Raw genomic sequence first — 18,128 nt, forward strand, 5'->3', positions numbered from 1 at the left:
GAGTGAGTGCGGGTCAGCTCCGTTCGGTGCTGCCCGACCGCTCGGTCGCCGGGGACGCCGTCGCCTCGTCAGCGTCGTCCGCTGACTCGGACTGGGCCGTAGACTCGGACTCGGCCGCGGGCGTCGACGGACGCCGGCTGCCCGTCGCGTGAGGCTCGCCGGCGGCCGACCCGCCCGGACCGGAGGCCGATGACGGTGCGGCATGCGACCCCTCGGCCACATCGTCCGATGACACCGGCGCAGTCGGCACGTCGGAGCCGTCAGGGTGCAGGAGCACCTGGTCGAAGGACGTGAGGAGGTCGGCGGCGTCCTGGATCGCCTCCTCGTCGCCGGAGTCGACGGCTTCGAGGAGCCAGTCGAGGACGGCGAACTCGGCGAGGAGTTCGGCCCGGGTGACGATGTGGTCATCGGCGCGGGGCCGTGAGCTGCGGTATTCGGTGAAGAACGTCGGCACCGCGGCCGGATCGATGAGCGCGGAGGCCGCGGCGAGATCGATCGCCGGATCCGAGACCCGGATCCGTCCGATCTCCGAGAGGGCGAGCACCCGCTCCTCATCGGTGTAGACGCTCGACTCGTCGATGGCGCCGTGGATGGGCGTGGCGAGGAAGTGCCAGAGCGCGACCTTCTCGAACTCCTCCTCCCAATGCTGGAGGAGAGTCGACGGCACCCGCCCGGTGGCCGCGGCCTGATCGAGGCGGTCGAGGATCTGGAACTGGAAGCGGGAGGGCTCCTCGACGGGGAATCCGGCGTCGGAGATCGGCTCCGGGGCGGCCGAGTGGAGCGTCGCCAGCGTCTGCGCCAGCGAGCTCGCCCGCGCGACATCGGCGATCGGCTCGTCACCGACCGGGGCACCGGGAAGCGGATCGGCGAGGGTGACGGTGACCGCCTTCTCGGTCGCGAAGAGCTTCGGTTCGACCTCGGTGATCGCCCGCAGATGCGGCCACGTGAAATCGGCGTGCGGGTAGGCGAGATCGTAGATCCGGGCCGCCTCGGCGATCGACCCGGTGTCAGCGGACCGGTCGACGCGGGTGTGCGCCGTCGCCACGTACTCGGTCTCCCCGTCGCCGATGAGAATCCTCACTCCCGCATCGAGGGAGGGCAGCGGTGTCCATGTCGTCGGGGAGAAGTCGTCGAGCATCGTCGCCGCGACCGCTGCCAACTTGAGCGCCTTCGTATCCACCCTTCCCAATCTACCGTCTGCGCCCCGTCCAGGCCGGGGATTGGACCCCTACGCGTGTCCGCCGCGTCAGACCCCTGAGCTATCGTGGAATCCATGGAACCGCTGCCCATGATCACGCCCGTCAGCCTGGCCAGGAACGGCATCGACCGCGATCATCTCACCCGCGGGGCAGACGGCGATCTCACCGAGGTGTGGGCCGGCGGACCGGCCGCGGTGTTCGAGCATCGCGGGTCCCTGCTCGTGGCCGGCGGCGGCCTCTTCCGCGCCGCCCGCGACCTCGTGCCGAACGGTCAGACGGAGATCTACCTCGGCCGGGACGCCGCGGGCCAGCGCTACATCGGCATCGGGCTCAGCGACGAGGGACGCAGCGTCCTCGACACCGCACTGGCCGCTGCCCGCGATCGCGACGCCACCGATCTCCTCACCGCCCCTGGCTCCGGCATCGACAGCGCCGAACCCGTGTGGCTGCCGCTGCGCGAACTCGCCGACGCCCTCGACGACGTCGACGTGTCCCTGGCCTGCGAACTCGTGGCGCTGAGCAACTGGCACCGCGCGCACACCCATTCCCCGCGCACCGGCACCCCCACCGAGGTGGTCCACGGCGGATGGGTCCGCCGCGATCCGGAGACCGGCAGCGAGCACTTCCCCCGCACCGACCCCGCGATCATCGTCGTCATCGTCCACACCGATGCCGACGGTGTCGAACGCGTCCTCCTCGGCAACAACGCCGCATGGCCCGCCGACCGCTACTCACTGCTCGCCGGCTTCGTCGAACCCGGCGAGACGCTCGAGAACGCAGTGATCCGCGAGGTCTGGGAGGAGGCGCACGTCACCGTCGTCAACCCCCGCTACCTCGGCTCGCAGCCGTGGCCGTTCCCCTGCTCCCTCATGCTCGGCTTCTCCGCCGAGGCGGTGTCGCTCGACGTCACCGCCGACGAAGCCGAGATCACCTCGCTCAAGTGGTTCACGCGGGAGGAGCTCAAAGCGGACATCGCCGCCGGACGCGTGGGCACCCCCGGCACCGTCTCGATCGCCGGCCAGCTGCTGTGGTCGTGGCTGGAGAGTCGGTGAACGCTCGCGCCGCCGACCTCCTCGCCGCCCTCGACGACGAGCAGCGGGCCGTCGCCACCCATTTCTCCTCCCCGGTCATCGTGCTCGCCGGGGCCGGCACCGGCAAGACCCGGGCGATGACCCACCGGATCGCCTACGGGATCGCCACCGAGGTGTTCCCCGCCAATCATGTCCTCGCCCTCACCTTCACCGCGAAGGCCGCCGGGGAGATGCGCGCCCGTCTGCGCTCCCTCGGCGTGCCGGCCGTTCAGGCCCGCACCTTCCACTCCGCGGCTCTGCGCCAGCTGCGGTTCTTCTGGGACCGCTTCGCCACCGGCGACTTCCCCCGGATCATCGAGAACAAGGCGGGAGTCCTCGGCTCGGTCATGCAGGAGCTCGGCCACGAGGTCAGCCGGGAACTCGCCCGCGACGTCGCCGCGGAGATCGAATTCGCCGCCGCCTCCCTCCTCGGCGTCGCCGACTATGCGACGAAAGCCCAGGCCAGGGACCTGCCCGGTGATCTCAGCGTCGAGGACATGGTCCGCATCGCCGAAGCCTACTCGGAGGCGAAGACCCGCGGCCGCCTCCTCGACTTCGACGACGTCCTCCTCGTCCTCACCGGCGTCCTCGCGGAGTATCCGGCGATCGCCGCCGAAGTCCGCGAGCAGTACCGGCACTTCGTCGTCGACGAGTTCCAGGACGTCTCCCCGCTCCAGTTCGATCTGCTCTCCCGGTGGCTGGGGCCGCGCGACAACCTCTGCGTCGTCGGCGATCCCGCGCAGACGATCTACTCCTTCGCCGGGGCCGACGCGTCCCTGCTCGAGGCCCTGCCGTCGCAGCTGGCGGCACCGGAGACGATCCGGCTCGTGCGCAACTACCGGTCGACGAAGGCGATCGTCGCGACCGCGAACAGCCTGCTCCGCCACACCTCGCGCACCGCCCTGACCCTGCGCACGGACAACGCCGAGGGCACGCAGCCGCGGATGACCGAATATCCCACCGACGACGCCGAATCGCTCGGTGTCGCACGGGCGATCGCCGCCGAGGTGAAGGCCGGTCGCCGTCCCCGTGACATCGCCGTCCTCTTCCGCACGAACGGGCAGAGCCCGGCGTATGAGCAGGCGCTGACGGCGGCCGGGATCCCCTACGTCCTGCGCGGCGGGGAGCGCTTCTTCGCCCGCAAGGAGGTCAAGGAGTCGATCCTCATGCTCCGGGCCGCGCGCGCCGCCGCGGGAGCGCGACCGCTGCCGGAGATCGTCGCCGAGGTGCTCGTCTCCGCCGGTTACACGCGGACCCCGCCGCCGGCCGGGGCCAGCCGTCAGCGCTGGGAGTCGCTCAAGGCGATCGTCGACCTCGCCGAGACCCATCAGGCCGGCAGCGCGCTGCCGGTGCCGCTCGAGGACTTCCTCGCCGACCTCGCCGATCGTGCCGAACACCAGTTCGCACCCGACATCGAGGGGGTCACGCTCGCCTCGTTCCACGCGGCCAAGGGCCTCGAATGGGACAGCGTCCACCTCGTGGGCCTGAGCGAAGGGCTCATGCCCATCAGCTATGCGCAGACCCCGCGGGCGATCGCCGAAGAGCGCCGGCTCTTCTACGTCGCGCTCACCCGTGCCGGTCGCGACCTGTCGCTGAGCTGGTCGCTGGCGCGGCACGAGTCGAAGCAGAAGCCGCGGCAGGCCTCACGCTTCCTCGGTGAGCTCGGCCGGCTCGAGGAGGCGCCGGGTCAGGCGCGGCGACCGGCGACCACGGTGCGGACGAACCGGTGCGGGACGTGCGGGAAAGTCCTCGTCTCCCAGGTGGAGCGGGCTCTGGGGCGCTGCGCGCACTGTCCTGCCGACGTCGATCTCGAGCTGCTCGATGCCCTGCGCCGATGGCGGGCGCGCGTCGGCCTCGAACAGGGGCTGCCGCCGTATCTCGTGCTCACCGATGCCTCGCTCTCGGCGATCGCCGAACTCCATCCGCGGGATCTCCCCGGCCTGGCGCGGATGCCCGGTGTCGGGGCCACGAAGCTCGAACTCTACGGTGAGAGCCTATTGCGCCTCCTCGTCGATTAGGGTCAGCCCGGGTGCGGGGACGCGGCAGTGGCATTGCGGGTGGTAGACGAGACCACTGTCGTCGACGGCACCGGAGCGCAGATCCACCCGGCGGCGCACCGGCTCCGCCTCGGTGAGGAGGGCGGCCCGGAGCACGAGGACGAGGTGGGCGGCACCGAGCGCGGGTGTGAGCGGATCGGCGAGGTCATCGCGGTCGGTGAGCGCGCGGATGCGCGGGTACTGGTCGAACCACCCTTCGTCGGCGTCACGGAGGAGCAGGCACGCACAGACGGTGCACGGGGTCGCGCCGGGACGGACGAGCCCGGTGATCTCGACGGAGAACTCACCGGCCACGATCTGGCAGTGGTCGACCTCCCGATCGACGAGCCACGTCGCGGTGTGGAGATCGGGAACGAGATGCGAGGTCGTCACGACGATCGGATCGGCAGTGAGATCGAGCTCGTTGATGCGGGTTGCGGGAGTCACGGCGAATCCCGCTCGCGACAGCTGCTGGACGACCGCGACGCGCAGCGGGCCGACGACGCCGATCGGTCGGGCCGCCAGCGCCGCGGCGGTCTGATCGGGGGAGCGGTCGAAGAGGCGTGCGGTGGCGAGGAGATTCGTCCCGCGCCGTACGGCAGCGGCGTCGGAGTCCTCGGGAATGAGCACCCCCGCCTCGTCGAGCAGGGTGAGCAGTGACGTCGCCCGGGCGAGGTCGACGCCGAGGTCCTGGGCCCGGGTGTGGAACTGGCCCGATCCCAGACCCATCCGCAGGTCGTCGATGAGGGAGGCGTCGGCGGGGAGGAGGCCGTCGATGAGCACCGGGTCCTCGACGCCGAACTGCAGGCACGCGGCGGTCCGCCATGTGATCGGAACGCTGGGACAGATCCGCAGCATCATCCACCTCGCCTCCGTGTCGGGAGACCCAGACTAGTGAATGGAGGCAGGCCGCGCCACGGTGTGCGCAGATCTGTGGAAAACCTTGTGGAAAAACGGTTGAGGACAGGCCGAAAACGCTGTCCGACTTGCCCTCAACCGCATAGTGCCCCAGGCGCTCGCGGTGACTCGTGCGGCTTCCCCTTCCGCACGCATCTCCGGGTTTTCCGGGGTCAAACATAGAACCTATTCCCCATTCGCGGCCCCGTCAATGCCGCTCCGCGCCGCGCTTCGGCCCCATCCTGTGGATAACGTGTGGACAGGTGTCGCTCGTCTGTGGAGGAGGTGCGGTCCCGGCGTCGCGGCCGATGTGCCGGGGAGGCGATGAATGCGTAGGTCACTTGAGATCCGGGTGGCGATCCGGCGGCGTCGGCGTCTGTGGACGAACGCCGACCTGCCCCGAGAAGCGATATTCAGGAAACTCACAAGTAATCTCGTGTCCGTGGCGTTTCCTATCATGGTGGGATGACTGAGCGGGAGCGGTGGACGGAAGACGGCGTGCTGCGGGCGATCGCCCGCGGAGAGATCGTGGTGCGCCGTTCGGCGCGACGGAAGAAGACGATCGCGGTGTCGAAGGAGATCGACACGTACGTGCTCAGCGCGCCGACGCGCTACAGCGTCGAGTCGAACATCGCCTCCCTCACCGACCTCTTCAATCGGCTGGCGGCGAAGGACCATTCCTCGGCCGCCGACCTCGCGGAGATCGCCGAGGAGCTCAGCCTCCGGTACTTCGGCGGGCGACTGCGTCCTGCCTCGATCAGGTGGGTGACGAACCAGAACCTCACCCGGTGGGCCTCGACGACGACGTCATCGGGGGACATCCGGATCTCCCACCGCCTGCAGTCCGTGCCGCGCTGGGTCCTCGAGACGGTCATCGTCCACGAGCTCGCCCACCTGCAGATCGGGCCGCACTCGAAGGAGTTCCATGCTCTCGCCGACCGGCATCCGCGTCAGGCCGAGGCGAAGCTCTACCTCGACGGCTTCAGCGCAGGGGAGCGGTTCAGCCGCGGCCGGTGAGGGTTCAGCGGCCGTCTGCGGCGTGGGCTGCGACGGCGGCGCGGTAGAGCTGGGGCAGCCGGGTGACGAGGTCGGGCATGAGGGCGGTGGGCAGCTCGTCGATGGAGAACCACGCGACGTCGAGTGACTCATCGGAGACGGCCGGGTTCTGCCCGGCCGAGGCGACCGCGCCGTAGACGACGTCGAAGTGCCGCCGGCACGTGCCGAAATCACCGGCGAGATCGTGGACGTGGAGCTCGAGCGGGGCAGGGGAGACCCACCGGAACCGCTCGAGGCCGCTCTCCTCGGTCGCCTCGCGACGGGCGGCGTCGCGCAGGCTGACATCGCCGGATTCGAGATGGCCGCCGAACTGCATCCAGGCGCCTGCCCGGCGGTGATGGTTGAGCAGGACCGCCTCGGTGTCGGGGTCGACGACGAGGCAGCTCGCGGTGACGTGCTCGCTCGTGCCCGCGCGCACGAGCGCCGAGGCGCCGCGGGACTCGAAGAGCCCGGCGAACGCCTCGGCGAAACCACTCGTGCGCGCGGTGTGCGCGACCTCGTCACGCGCCGTCGAGAGCGCGATCATTCACTTCTCGTCGCGGTCGGTGTCGTCGGTCGCCTCGGACCCGGGGCTGTCGGAAGAGGAGTCCGTTCCCTCCTCGGCCTCGGAGGACGCTTCCCGCTTCGACGCGGACGTGTCATCCGCCTCCTCGTCACTCGACGTCGGGTCCGCCGAGGCGGCGGTGCCGTCTGCCGGGGATTCGGTGCCGGCTGCCTCCTGCGAGTCGGAGTTCGAGCCCGCCTCACCGGCAGACGACGGGGTCGCACCGGACGCGCCGTCGGCGCCTTCGGCGAGGATGCGACTGAGCGCCTCGTCGAGCGTCGAGTCGCCCGCCCATTCGGCCTGACGGCGTTCGCTGTAGCCGAGCGGATCGTCGAGGTCCTCGGTCGTCGGCAGCAGGTCGGGGTGGGTGAAGACGTTGTCGCGTGCCTCGGCGCCGCCCTGCGATTCGAGGTAGGCGAAGAGAGCGGCGGCATCGCGGAGCCGACGCGGGTTGAGCTGAAGGCCCACGAGCGTCGAGAAGGTCTTCTCCGCCGGTCCGGCCGTCGCCCGTCGCCTCCGCAGCGCTTCGCGGATCTGCTCGCGGGCCGGCAGCTTGTCGCTCGCGGCGAAGACGACGACGTCGACCCAGCCGGCGATGACGGCGAGGAGGTTCTCCAGCGTCGTCAGCGCCCGCTTCTGCTCATCGGTCGTCGGCGGATTGAAGAGTCCCTGACGGATGTTGTCGCTGAGATCCGAGATGTTCGACGGATCGATCGACGAGGCCATCTCCTCGATCTGCGAGGTGTCGACCTTGAGCCCCTGCGCGTACCTCGTCAGCGCGGTCTCCACCTGGGCGGCGAGCCACGGGGCGCGTTCGAAGAGGGCGAGATGGGCGAGCTCCTGGGCGGCGAGGTAGATGCGGACCTGGGAGATGTCGACGTCGATCTCCTCGGCGAAGGCGGCGATGTTCGCCTCGACGAGCACGGCCTGATCGTGGGGGAGGAGGGGCAGGCCCACCTCGGTGCCGGTGAGCACGCTCTCCGACAGGGCGCCGACGGCCTGGCCGATCTGCATCGCGAACATCGAATCGCTCATCGTCGAGAACATCGACGAGGCACCGGCGAGGATGCTCTTCATCTCCTCGGGCACCTGCGTCTGCAGGGTGTCGGTGAGCGCCGTCGACATGTTCTCCTTGATCGGGAGGACGAACTTCTGCCACCCGGGCATCGTCCGCTTGACCCAGTCGGCGCGGGTCAGGGTCGCGGTCGCGCGGTTGGCCACGGACAGGTCGGTCGCCTCGGCGAGCCAGAGTTCGGACAGGCGGAACGCATCCGTCGCGGCATGCGCGGCGTCATCGCTGACCGCGGGATCCGGCGAGGGCACGCTGCGCAGCGCGATCTGCGTCGCCTGCGCGCTCGGGTCGGCTCCCTGGCCGAAGAGCCCCTGCATCTGGCTCATGATCGTCGCCATCATCGCCGGGTCGATGTTGAAACCCTGCGGACCGGAGGCGCCCTGGCCGGGACCGCCCGGATTGCCGGGACCGCCCTGACCGAAGAGCATTCCGAAGATCTGCTCGAACGGGTTCTGCTCGTTGCTGTTGTCGTTGGACTTGTCGTCGCTCATGGTCTCACGCGCCTTCGAGAATCGTAGTCATCACCACGTTAACCTCGGGACATGTGCGAAGCTTCCCAATCGCGCGAAGTTTCGCTCCATGTTCGCACCCGGCGAAAGGGGTGCGTGTTCGCACCGGGCGTAAGGAGTCTGAGAAGTCGCGCGTCACCTTTCAACTAGACTGGTGACGCGGTGCACCGAAAGGAATCCATGTCAGAGAATGCCCCCCGAGCGGTGCCTGTCCAGGCACCCGCCCCACGGAGCCGATCCCGTCGACGCTCGCCCCGTTTCGCCACCTCGGCGGGGGTCATGACCTACCTGCTCATCGCGCTGGCCGTGCTCATCCCGATTCCCTACATGCTGCAGCTGCCCGGGCCGGTGTTCAACACCCTCGGCGACTACCAGGGCAAGCCCATGATCAGCGTCTCCGGTGCCCAGACCTACCCGACGAGCGGTGAGATCGACATGCTCACAGTGGCCGTCAGCGGCGGACCCGGCCGCGACACGTACGCGACCCAGGCCCTCGGCGCGCTCATCGACGGCCAGGAGACGGTCGTGCCCACCGAGGCCTACTACCCGCTCGACACGACGCGCGAGCAGGTCACCGAGGCGAACACGGTGGAGATGACGTCGAGCCAGGACGTCGCCGTCGCCGCGGCCATGGGCGAACTCGACATGGCCTACACCGTCGACCTCCTCGTCGACGAGGTCACGCCCGGATCACCGGCCGAGGGCAAGCTGAATAAGGGCGACCGCCTCGTCTCCGTCAACGGGACCTCGCTCGAGAACGACTCGGCGGCGCCGGCGACGATGAGCGCGACCGTGCAGGACTCCGACACCGTCGACCTCGTCGTCGAGCGCGACGGCTCCGAGGTCGACCTCAGCCTCGACCCGGCGACCATCGAGGGCCGCAATGCCATCGGCATCATGATGCGGCAGCAGTTCGACTTCCCGGTCGATGTGTCCTTCAACGTCGAGGGGATCGGCGGGCCCTCGGCCGGGACGATGTTCGCCCTGGCGATCGTCGACGAACTCACTCCCGGCTCGATGACCGGCGGCAAGCACGTCGCCGGCACCGGCGAGATCGATCCCGCCGGCACCGTCGGCCCCATCGGCGGGGCCCGGCAGAAGGTCGCCGCCGCCACCGCGAAGGGCGCCACGCTCTTCCTCTCACCCGCCGAGAACTGCGCCGAGGTGATCGGAGCCGCCGATCAGTCGCAGATCACCGTCGCCCGCATCGACACCCTCGACGACGCCCGCTCCGCCGTCGAAAGCTATGCCACCGGAGACACGTCCCAGCTGAAGTCGTGCACGTCCGGTGACTCCACCAACGAGAAAGGTCAGCAGTGAGCACCACGTCCTCACCCTCCTCCGCGAAGATGCCCGGATCAGGATCACGGCGGTCGCCACTGCTGCTGACACTGGTGTCGGTGGCGATCCTCCTCGTCGCCTTCATCGCGTTCACCCAGGTCTACACCGAGGTCCTGTGGTTCGGTCAGCTCGGCGCCTCCGAGGTCTTCCGCACGATGTGGTTCACCCGCGGCATCACGTTCGCCGCCGGCTTCCTCGTCATGGCCGTGCCGGTGTGGCTGAGCCTCCACCTGGCCTACCGCAACCGTCCTGTCTACGCCCCCACGACACCGCGGCAGGAGAACCTCGACCGCTACCGTGAGGCCATCGAGCCCCTGCGTCGGGTCGCGACCCTGGCGATCCCCGCCGTCGTCGGCATCCTCGCCGGCATCACCGCCTCGGCGCAGTGGAACGTCGTCCTCGAATGGATGAACTCGTCGTCCTTCGGAGAGACCGATCCGCAGTTCGGCATCGACAAGTCCTTCTATGTCTTCGTGCTGCCCGGCCTGCGCCTCGTCGGCGATCAGCTCGGCATGGCGCTCGTCCTCTCGCTCATCGCCGCCCTCGTCGCCCACTACCTCTTCGGCGGCATCCGGCCCGGCGAGCAGCGCGGGGTCATCCTGACGAAGACCGCGCAGTGGCAGATCGGCATCACCGTGGCCGTGCTCGTCCTCGTCCAGGCGGGACGTCTGTGGCTGAGCCGCTACGACCGGCTCACCGGGTCCGGCGGCATCGTGCCCGGCGCGACCTATGTCGACGACCGGGCGGCGCTGCCGGCGATGGCGATCGTCGCGATCGCGGCCGTGCTCGTCGCGCTCCTCTTCGTCTACACCGCGTGGAAGGGCAACTGGCGGATCTCGATCATCGCCACCCTCACCCTCCTCGTCCTCGGCGGCGTGTCGATCATCGCCTACCCGGCGCTCCTGCAGCAGTTCCAGGTCAACCCCTCGCAGCAGAGCCTCGAGTCCGAGTACATCCAGCGCAACATCGACGCCACCCGTGAGGCCTTCGACTTCAACGACATCGAGGTGACCCCGTACGAGCCGAGCACGAGCGGCGAAGCGGGCGCCCTGCGCGCCGATGCCGAGACCGCGGCGTCGATCCGCCTGCTCGATCCCAACCTCGTCTCCGACACCTTCCGCCAGCTGCAGCAGGTCCGGCCCTACTACTCGTTCCCCGCGCAGCTCGACGTCGACCGCTACAACATCGACGGGCAGATGCGCGACACCGTCATCGCGGTGCGCGAACTCAGCCCGAGCTCGGTGAACAACCAGAGCTGGTACAACCGGGCGATCGTCTACACGCACGGCTTCGGTGTCGTCGCCGCCAACGGCAACCAGCGCAACCCCGACGGCGAGCCGACGTTCATGGAATCCGACATTCCGCCGCGCGGTGACTTCCCCGAGTACGAGCCCCGTGTGTACTTCGGTGAGAGCTCACCGGAGTACTCGATCGTCGGCGGCCCGGAGGGGTCGACCCCGCGCGAGCTCGACTACCCGTCCGATGAGGACAGCGGCTCCGGTCAGGTCAACAACACCTTCCAGGGAGACGGCGGCCCGTCGGTCGGCAGCATCTTCAACCGCCTCGCCTACGCCCTGAAGTACCAGGACGAGCAGATCCTCCTCTCCGACGCGGTCAACGCCGATTCGCAGATCCTCTACGAACGCCACCCGCGCTCGCGTGTGGAGAAGCTCGCCCCGTTCCTCAAGATCGACGGCGACCCCTACCCGGCGGTCGTCGACGGGAAGATCAAGTGGATCCTCGACGGCTACACGACGGCGAAGGACTACCCGTACTCGACCCCGCAGCCTCTCCAGGAGGCGACCGAGGACTCGACGACCGCCTCGGCGCCGGGAACCGTGGCCACCCTGCCGGATGAAGAGGTCAACTACATCCGGAACTCCGTGAAGATCACCGTCGACGCCTACGACGGATCGGTCGACATGTACCAGTGGGATGAGAACGATCCCGTGCTCAAGACGTGGATGAAGATCTTCCCGGGCCTCATCAAGCCGGCCTCGGACATGTCCGGTGACCTCATGAGCCATGTGCGGTACCCGGAGGACCTCTTCAAGGTCCAGCGCGAGCTGCTCACCCGCTACCACGTGACCTCGGCGAGCGAGTTCTACACCGGCCAGGACTTCTGGGCCCTGCCGACCGATCCGACGCGCCGGGCCAACAGCGGACTGACCCAGCCGCCGTTCTACATGACTCTGCAGATGCCGGGTCAGGAGTCCCCGTCGTTCTCGCTCACGAGCTCCTACATCCCCGCGCAGTCCTCGGAGGGCCAGTCGCGGAACAACCTCACGGGCTTCCTGTCCGCGGATGCGGATGCGGGGTCGACGCCGGGTGACATCGCGGAGAGCTACGGCAAGCTCAGGCTCCTCCAGCTGCCGCGCAACACCACTGTGCCCGGTCCCGGCCAGGCGCAGAACAACTTCAACACCGCCCCTGATGTCCAGCGCAGCCTCAACCTGCTGCGGCAGGGCGAGTCGCAGGTCCAGAACGGCAACCTGCTCACGCTTCCGCTCGGCGGCGGTCTGCTCTACGTCCAGCCGGTCTACGTCCGGTCGGCCGGTGACACGTCCTACCCGCTGCTCCAGCACGTGCTCGTCGCCTTCGGTGAGAACATCGGGTTCGCCCCGACCCTCGACGAGGCGCTCGACCAGGTGTTCGGCGGTGACTCCGGCGCCCAGGCCGGTGACGCCGGCACCGAGGGCGGAGGCGGGGCCTCCGGCTCCTCGGGCGGCGACGGCGGCGGTGGCGGACAGCCCACCGACCAGGGCCTCAACGAAGCCCTGGAGGAGGCGCGCCAGGCCATGGAGGACTCCGACGCCGCACTCAAGGCCGGAGACTTCGAGGCCTACGGCGAAGCACAGGACCGCCTCAAGCAGGCGATCGACGATGCGATCGCCGCCGATCCCTCGCTCGCCGAGGACGGCGGGGCGACGGCACCGCCCGAATCGCCGGCACCCGATCAGGGAGGCAACTGACCCGACGCGGGTGTGAGCCCGCGGCTCGGCTGACATGACGGCCCCCGCGCGGCTGACACGACGGCCCCGGAAGGAGAGATCCTTCCGGGGCCGTCGTCGTCGGGGAACTGGTTGGGAGAACCGGCTGCGGGGACCCGGCTGCGGGGAACCTGCTGCGTGATCGCTACTGCGCGAGGTATCCGTCGAGATCCTCGACGACCTGCTTGGCCCCGATCGGCCCGAGTCCGAGGAACCACACGTCGTCATCGACGCGGTAGGCTCTGCCGTCCCTGACCGCCGGCAGGTTCGTCCACTGGCTCGTCTGCAGCGCCTCGGTCTCCCCGGTGGCGCCGGGTTCGCCGTAGCTCGAGTAGAAGATGACATCACCGTCGGCCTCGTCGAGCTTCTCGGGGGAGATCTCGACGGCGAGATCATCGACGTTCTGGGTCTCGGGACGCGCGAGACCGGCATCGGCGAGGATGACGCCGATGAGAGAGGCATTGCCGTAGAGGCGCAGCTTCCCGGGCATGAACCGGACGAGGGAGATCGTCGGATCGCCGGTCACGGAGTCGCCCAGGGCCTTGACCTCACGTCCGTACTCGTTGAGCTCGGCCGTCGCCTCCTCTTCGAGGCCGAGGGCGTCGCCGACGAGGAGGAAGTTCTCCTTCCAGGGGAACCCGGGGCGGATGGAGAAGACCGTCGGCGCGATCGCCTCGAGCTCGTCGTAGAGCTTCTCCGCACGCAGCTGGCTGCCGAGGATGAGGTCCGGTTCGAGCGAGGCGATCTTCTCGAGGTCGAGTTCGCTGATCGTTCCGACGGTCTCCACGCCCTGCGTCTCCTCGGCGAGGTAGGAGGGGACGGGTTGTGCGCCCTCGGTCGTCACCATGCCCACGGGAGTGATGCCGAGGGCGAGGACATCATCGAGTTCTCCGGTGTCGAGGACGACGACGCGTTCGGGCCGCTTCTCGATCTCCGTGGTGCCGAGCGCATGGTCGACGGTGCGCGGGAATTCGCCGGGAGCGGCGTCGCTGCCGAGTGCGGCGGTCTTCTCATCGGCAGTTCCGAAGTCCTTGCCGCCCGCTGCGACGGCGGTGCTGCCGGCGGAGTCGGCCGCGGAATCGTCGGCCGCCGCGCAGCCGGAGGCGAGGAGGGTCAGAGTGAGCAGAGTGGCCGCAGCGGAGAGCGCGCGGGAATGCTTGGAAGTTTTCACCAGGTTAGTCTAACCTCACCTAGCCGGGGCGTGCGTGAATGAGAAGAACCCCCAGTCAGATGAACTGACTGGGGGTTCTGCCACTGTCGTGGCGGGGGGAGGATTTGAACCTCCGACCTCCGGGTTATGAGCCCGGCGAGCTACCGAACTGCTCCACCCCGCGGCGTGGTCTCAACATTACACGAGCGTAATTCCTGCGCAAAATTCTCGTCGCGTGACCTTTGCCACAAGGTAACCTTGGGTTCACTCGTCCGCCCCAGGGTGAGGGGAGGTCTGCGGGGTCGCACGCGCTGCGGCGCGCAGAGCTTGCATGTAGTTGAAAACTGAACTATAGTCATCCGCGTACTTCAAATTTCAACCATAAGGAGAAGCAGAGATCATGACCGCACTTCCCAAGGGACTCACCGCCGGCACCTGGAACATCGATCCGAACCACTCCGAGTTCACCTTCACCGCCCGCCACGCCGGGGTGTCGAAGGTCCGCGGCAACTTCGAGGACATCTCCGGCACCGTTGAGGTCGGCGACTCCCTCGAGGACAGCTCGGTGACTGCCGAGGCCGTCGTCGAGTCGATCAACACGAGGAACTCGCAGCGCGACCAGCACCTGAAGACGAGCGACTTCTTCGCCGCCGACGAGCACCCGAAGCTCACCTTCAAGTCGACCGGAGTCAAGGCCGAATCGGGTGATGACTTCGAGCTCGAAGGCGAACTGACGATGCGCGGCGTGACCAAGCAGGTCGCGTTCGACAGCGAGTTCCACGGTGTCGCAACCGACCCGATGGGCAACGAGGTGGCCGGTCTCACGGCGTCGGCGACCGTCGACCGCAAGGAGTTCGGCATGGAGTTCTCGGCCGTCCTCGGCGGTGGCGAGCTCCTCGTCTCCGACAAGATCAAGATCGTCCTCGACCTCGAGCTGACGAAGGCCTGATCGCTGCCCGCGACAGTGCCGACTGAATGACGAAGGCGGACCGCTGAGGCGGTCCGCCTTCGTCGTGTCTCCGCCGTCGTCATATGCGGGATCCCCAAGGGGACACCGAGGGCCGAAGCGCTGACCGCGCCGCCCCGACCCGTCCCCGGGCGGACGGTCGCTGGGCAATGACGGCAGTGCTGCCCGGCGGCTGACCGGGGGAACTTGCGCGTCAGCGGCGGCGCAGCAGGTCCGGATCCGTCCGAAGTGCCTCGGCCAGCGCAATGATTCGCCGGGCACCCTCGTCGACGTCGGTCGGGGACTTGCAGAACGAATACCGGATCGCACTGCGGTACGTCTGTGCGGCAGCCGATCCCGGCCGGCAGAGCGCCGGCACGGGGATGCCGACGACCCCGTGCTCCCGTGCGAGCAGATCATTGAGGGCGAACGCATCGAGTTCGGTGAGCGCGGCGAAGTCGACGACCGTGAAGTACCCGGCCGCCGGAGTCGACACGGCAGCGCCCGGCACGCTCGCACATGCGGGAACGAGCACCTCGGCGCGGGCCCGCAGCGATTCCCGATTCATCGCTGTGAACCCGCTGCCGGACTCGAGGACGCGAGCGAGGCCGATCTGCATCGGCCCGCCCCCGGTGAAGGTGAGGAACTGCTTGACCGCCTGGATCGCCTCCCGCACCGGCCTCTCGGCGATGACCCAGCCGAGCTTCCACCCGGTGATGTTCCAGCTCTTGCCCGCCGAGGAGACGGTGACGACACGGGCCGGATCGCTCACCGCGACGGCCGGGGGAACATGGTCGGCGCGAGCGAGGATGAGCTCCTCGTAGACCTCATCGGTGAGGATCCACGCGTCCGCGGCCGTCGCCGCGTCGCCGATGCGCGCGAGGTCGGCAGCGTCGAAGACGAAGCCGGTCGGGTTGTGGGGCGTGTTGACGATGATGAGGGAGACCGGGGGAGCGGAGGTCATGACGCGGTCGAACTCCTCCCAGTCGGGGTGGAATCCACCGGTCCCATCGGGGAGGATGGGCACCGTCGAGAGCTCGCCGCCCGCCGCGGCGACGGCCGCAGGATATCCGTCGTAGAACGGCTCGAACGTCACGACGCGGCCCCCGCGGGGGACGAGGGCGAGGACCGCCGCCGTCAGCCCCTCGGTGGCTCCGCAGGTGATGAGCACGTCAGCGGGGTCGACCGCCTGACCGAAGTCCCGGGCCCGCTGTGCGGCGACGGTCTCCCGCAGAACCGGGTGGCCCTGGCCGGGGGCGTACTGGTTGAACCCCTCATGCATCGCCGCAGTCGTGGCGGCGATGAGCTCCGGGGGAGCGTCGGTGCCCGGCGCGCCCTGTCCGAGGTTGACCGCGCCGGTGGCTGTCGCCAGCGCCGTCATCTGGCCGTAGATCGTCTCGGCGATCGCGCCGTCGCTGCCGATGAGGCCGGCGGCTGCGGCCATCTCCCGCCACAGCGGCGCACGGTCGAGGTTCGGCCTCGTCCGATCCCGGTCCATGTCAGAATCCCTTCGGAGCCACGCGGCCGAGGGCGTCGAGGACGGTCTCGTGGAGGAGGCCGTTCGTTGCGACCGCATTGCCGCCGAACGGTCCCGTCACGCCCGTCGTGCTCGTGAAGGTGCCGCCGGCTTCGGTGACGATCGGGACGAGCGCCCCCATGTCGTAGAGCGCGAGCTCGGGTTCGCACGCGATGTCGACCGCGCCTTCGGCGACGAGCATATAGGAGAGGAAGTCCCCGTATCCGCGGGTGCGCCACAGCCGGTCGGTCAGTGCGATGAATTCCTCGCGGACACCGAGGTCGCGCCAGCCGCCCAGCGACGCGAAGGAGAGTGACGCATCGGCGAGGTCCCCGACCTCGGAGACCGTGATGCGACGGGCCGGGCCCCCGATCGCCGAGGCGAAGGCCCCCGCGCCGGCGGCCGCCCACCACCGCCTGCCGAGCGCTGGAGCCGAGACGACGCCGACGAGCGGAGTCTCGCCGTCGTAGAGGGAGATGAGCGTCGCCCATACGGGCACCCCGCGCACATAGTTCTTCGTGCCGTCGATGGGATCGATGATCCAGCGGCGCGAGGAGGTCCCGTGCGACCCGAACTCCTCACCGAGGACGCTGTCGTCGGGCCGGGTCAGGCGCAGGCGGTCGACGATCGCCTCTTCGACGGCCCGATCGCATTCGGTGACGGGGGTGAGGTCCGGTTTCGTCTCGACCGTGAAGTCGGCGGCGACGAAGCGGGAGAGGCTCAGGGAGTCAGCGAGGTCGGCGAGGTCGAGGGCGAGGTCGAGGTCGTTCATCCCTCCACTCTAGCCAGCGTTGGACAGCAGCCGGCGCAGCGACTCCAGCCGTGAGACCCCGCCCGGCCCGGCCCGGCCCTCGGCCACCCATGAGTCGAGGCGGCATCCGGGGGCGTCGGCGAGATGGGTGCAGCCGCGCGGGCACTCGGTGGTCGCCTCGGTGAGCTCCGGAAACGCCGCGATGAGACCGTCGCGGTCGACGTGGGCGAGTCCGAAGCTGCGCACGCCGGGGGTGTCGATGAGCCAGCCGCCGGCCGTCAGGGGCAGGCACACGGCCGACGACGATGTGTGCCGACCCCGGCCGGTGACGTCGTTGACGTGGCCGGTGGCGCGATCGGCGGCGGGCACGAGCGCGTTCGTCAGCGTCGATTTGCCGACCCCGGAATGGCCGACGAGGACGCTGATGTGATCGGCGAGGCGACCGGCGACGGCGTCATCGGAGAGCGTGCCGTCGTCGCGCAGCCCCGAGGAGACGATGTCGACGTCGGCCATCGAGAAGCGGCGCTCGATGTCCTCAGCGGGGGCGAGGTCGGTCTTCGTCACGACGATGAGCGGGGTGATCCCCGCATCGATCGCCGCCGCCAGAGCGCGGTCGATGAGGCCGTAGGAGGGCTCGGGATCGACGGTGGCGGTGACGATGCCCATGATGTCGACGTTGGCGACGATGACGCGCTCGGTCGGGTCGGTGTCGTCGGCGCTGCGGCGCAGCAGGGTGCGGCGCGGAGTGATCTCGACGAGGCGCGCGAGCGTGCCCTCGTCGCCCGAGGTGTCGCCGACGACCTTGACGATGTCACCGGGTACGACGGCCTGACGGCGCAGATGCGATGCCCGCACAGCGGTGACGGCCCGGCCGTCCTCGGGAAAGGCGCCGGCGTCGTCGGCCAGCACGATCCGGTAGCGTCCCCGGTCGACGGCGGTGACGAGGCCGAGCGCCGCGGAGTCGTGGCTCGGACGGTTCTTCGTCCGCGGCCGCGACCCTTTGCGGTTGGGCCGCGGACGATAGTCCTCGTCACGGAAGATGCGCGCCATC

14 protein-coding genes and 1 tRNA gene are annotated in these 18,128 nt (G+C 69.2%); 6 read left to right on the forward strand and 9 right to left on the reverse strand.

From position 1 onward, the window contains the following. Positions 1–13: 13 nt before the first annotated feature. Positions 14–1,180, reverse strand: coding sequence for an aminoglycoside phosphotransferase (locus ACFQ91_RS05435; protein WP_198498565.1), 1,167 nt, complete (start codon positions 1,178–1,180; stop codon positions 14–16). A gap of 93 nt (positions 1,181–1,273) precedes the next feature. Between ACFQ91_RS05435 and nudC the strand changes: the two genes are divergently transcribed. Together nudC and ACFQ91_RS05445 are read left to right on the forward strand one after the other, a co-directional pair. Next, positions 1,274–2,251, forward strand: coding sequence for an NAD(+) diphosphatase (gene nudC / locus ACFQ91_RS05440; protein ID WP_198498566.1), 978 nt, complete (start codon positions 1,274–1,276; stop codon positions 2,249–2,251). Further along, positions 2,248–4,287, forward strand: a complete 2,040-nt coding sequence (locus ACFQ91_RS05445; protein ID WP_198498567.1) for an ATP-dependent DNA helicase UvrD2 — start codon at positions 2,248–2,250, stop codon at positions 4,285–4,287. The genes nudC and ACFQ91_RS05445 overlap by 4 nt, the downstream gene beginning before the upstream one ends. Here the strand turns inward: ACFQ91_RS05445 and ACFQ91_RS05450 are convergent. Further along, positions 4,264–5,166, reverse strand: a complete 903-nt coding sequence (locus ACFQ91_RS05450; protein WP_232623566.1) for a hypothetical protein — start codon at positions 5,164–5,166, stop codon at positions 4,264–4,266. The two genes, ACFQ91_RS05445 and ACFQ91_RS05450, sit on opposite strands and share 24 nt — an antisense overlap. A gap of 501 nt (positions 5,167–5,667) precedes the next feature. Here ACFQ91_RS05450 and ACFQ91_RS05455 point away from each other — a divergent pair. Next, the gene (locus ACFQ91_RS05455; protein WP_198498568.1) at positions 5,668–6,219 is read left to right on the forward strand and encodes a M48 family metallopeptidase; all 552 of its coding nucleotides are present in this window, start codon (positions 5,668–5,670) and stop codon (positions 6,217–6,219) included. Positions 6,220–6,223: 4 nt separating this feature from the next. Here ACFQ91_RS05455 and ACFQ91_RS05460 read toward each other — a convergent pair whose 3' ends face one another. Both ACFQ91_RS05460 and ACFQ91_RS05465 read right to left on the reverse strand, forming a co-directional pair. Beyond that, entirely contained in the window at positions 6,224–6,784 is a 561-nt protein-coding gene (locus ACFQ91_RS05460; RefSeq protein WP_198498569.1) for an NUDIX hydrolase, read from the reverse strand. Beyond that, positions 6,785–8,365, reverse strand: a complete 1,581-nt coding sequence (locus ACFQ91_RS05465) for a zinc-dependent metalloprotease (RefSeq protein WP_198498570.1) — start codon at positions 8,363–8,365, stop codon at positions 6,785–6,787. A 297-nt stretch (positions 8,366–8,662) separates the two neighbouring features. Here ACFQ91_RS05465 and ACFQ91_RS05470 point away from each other — a divergent pair, with 297 nt between their 5' ends. Then, on the forward strand, positions 8,663–9,703 hold the full coding sequence (locus tag ACFQ91_RS05470) for a PDZ domain-containing protein (RefSeq protein WP_232623567.1): 1,041 nt from the start codon (positions 8,663–8,665) through the stop codon (positions 9,701–9,703). Positions 9,704–9,732: 29 nt separating this feature from the next. Beyond that, the gene (locus tag ACFQ91_RS05475) at positions 9,733–12,696 is read left to right on the forward strand and encodes a UPF0182 family protein (RefSeq protein ID WP_232623901.1); all 2,964 of its coding nucleotides are present in this window, start codon (positions 9,733–9,735) and stop codon (positions 12,694–12,696) included. Positions 12,697–12,859: 163 nt separating this feature from the next. Here ACFQ91_RS05475 and ACFQ91_RS05480 read toward each other — a convergent pair whose 3' ends face one another. Continuing rightward, complete coding sequence (locus tag ACFQ91_RS05480; RefSeq protein ID WP_232623568.1) at positions 12,860–13,885, reverse strand: ABC transporter substrate-binding protein; 1,026 nt, start codon at positions 13,883–13,885, stop codon at positions 12,860–12,862. An 89-nt stretch (positions 13,886–13,974) separates the two neighbouring features. After that, positions 13,975–14,048, reverse strand: a tRNA-Met gene (locus tag ACFQ91_RS05485). 216 nt (positions 14,049–14,264) lie between these two features. Here ACFQ91_RS05485 and ACFQ91_RS05490 point away from each other — a divergent pair. After that, positions 14,265–14,813, forward strand: a complete 549-nt coding sequence (locus ACFQ91_RS05490) for a YceI family protein (protein WP_198498573.1) — start codon at positions 14,265–14,267, stop codon at positions 14,811–14,813. A 211-nt stretch (positions 14,814–15,024) separates the two neighbouring features. On the opposite strand, the gene ACFQ91_RS05495 is transcribed toward ACFQ91_RS05490, so the two are convergent. From ACFQ91_RS05495 to rsgA, 3 genes are read right to left on the reverse strand one after another with little or no spacing between them, the layout of a single operon-like run. After that, positions 15,025–16,308 (reverse strand): aminotransferase class I/II-fold pyridoxal phosphate-dependent enzyme, encoded by a 1,284-nt coding sequence (locus ACFQ91_RS05495; protein ID WP_198498574.1) that lies wholly within the window; start codon positions 16,306–16,308, stop codon positions 15,025–15,027. A 1-nt stretch (position 16,309) separates the two neighbouring features. Then, the gene (gene hisN / locus ACFQ91_RS05500) at positions 16,310–17,098 is read right to left on the reverse strand and encodes a histidinol-phosphatase (RefSeq protein ID WP_198498575.1); all 789 of its coding nucleotides are present in this window, start codon (positions 17,096–17,098) and stop codon (positions 16,310–16,312) included. 9 nt (positions 17,099–17,107) lie between these two features. Continuing rightward, positions 17,108–18,127: a ribosome small subunit-dependent GTPase A gene (gene rsgA / locus ACFQ91_RS05505; RefSeq protein WP_198498576.1), complete on the reverse strand. Its 1,020-nt coding sequence runs from the start codon at positions 18,125–18,127 to the stop codon at positions 17,108–17,110. Position 18,128 lies beyond the last annotated feature (1 nt).

This window comes from Brevibacterium sp. NPDC056726, assembly GCF_042790515.1.
GTDB lineage: Bacteria > Actinomycetota > Actinomycetes > Actinomycetales > Brevibacteriaceae > Brevibacterium > Brevibacterium sanguinis.

Coding starts and splice junctions, on each gene's coding strand:
- ACFQ91_RS05495 (WP_198498574.1), bottom strand. CDS start 16,308: ATGGACCGGGATCGGACGAGGCCGAACCTCGACCGTGCGCCGCTGTGG.
- ACFQ91_RS05455 (WP_198498568.1), top strand. CDS start 5,668: ATGACTGAGCGGGAGCGGTGGACGGAAGACGGCGTGCTGCGGGCGATC.
- ACFQ91_RS05465 (WP_198498570.1), bottom strand. CDS start 8,365: ATGAGCGACGACAAGTCCAACGACAACAGCAACGAGCAGAACCCGTTC.
- ACFQ91_RS05470 (WP_232623567.1), top strand. CDS start 8,663: ATGACCTACCTGCTCATCGCGCTGGCCGTGCTCATCCCGATTCCCTAC.
- hisN (WP_198498575.1), bottom strand. CDS start 17,098: ATGAACGACCTCGACCTCGCCCTCGACCTCGCCGACCTCGCTGACTCC.
- ACFQ91_RS05490 (WP_198498573.1), top strand. CDS start 14,265: ATGACCGCACTTCCCAAGGGACTCACCGCCGGCACCTGGAACATCGAT.
- rsgA (WP_198498576.1), bottom strand. CDS start 18,127: ATGGCGCGCATCTTCCGTGACGAGGACTATCGTCCGCGGCCCAACCGC.
- ACFQ91_RS05450 (WP_232623566.1), bottom strand. CDS start 5,166: ATGATGCTGCGGATCTGTCCCAGCGTTCCGATCACATGGCGGACCGCC.
- ACFQ91_RS05475 (WP_232623901.1), top strand. CDS start 9,733: ATGCCCGGATCAGGATCACGGCGGTCGCCACTGCTGCTGACACTGGTG.
- ACFQ91_RS05460 (WP_198498569.1), bottom strand. CDS start 6,784: ATGATCGCGCTCTCGACGGCGCGTGACGAGGTCGCGCACACCGCGCGC.
- nudC (WP_198498566.1), top strand. CDS start 1,274: ATGGAACCGCTGCCCATGATCACGCCCGTCAGCCTGGCCAGGAACGGC.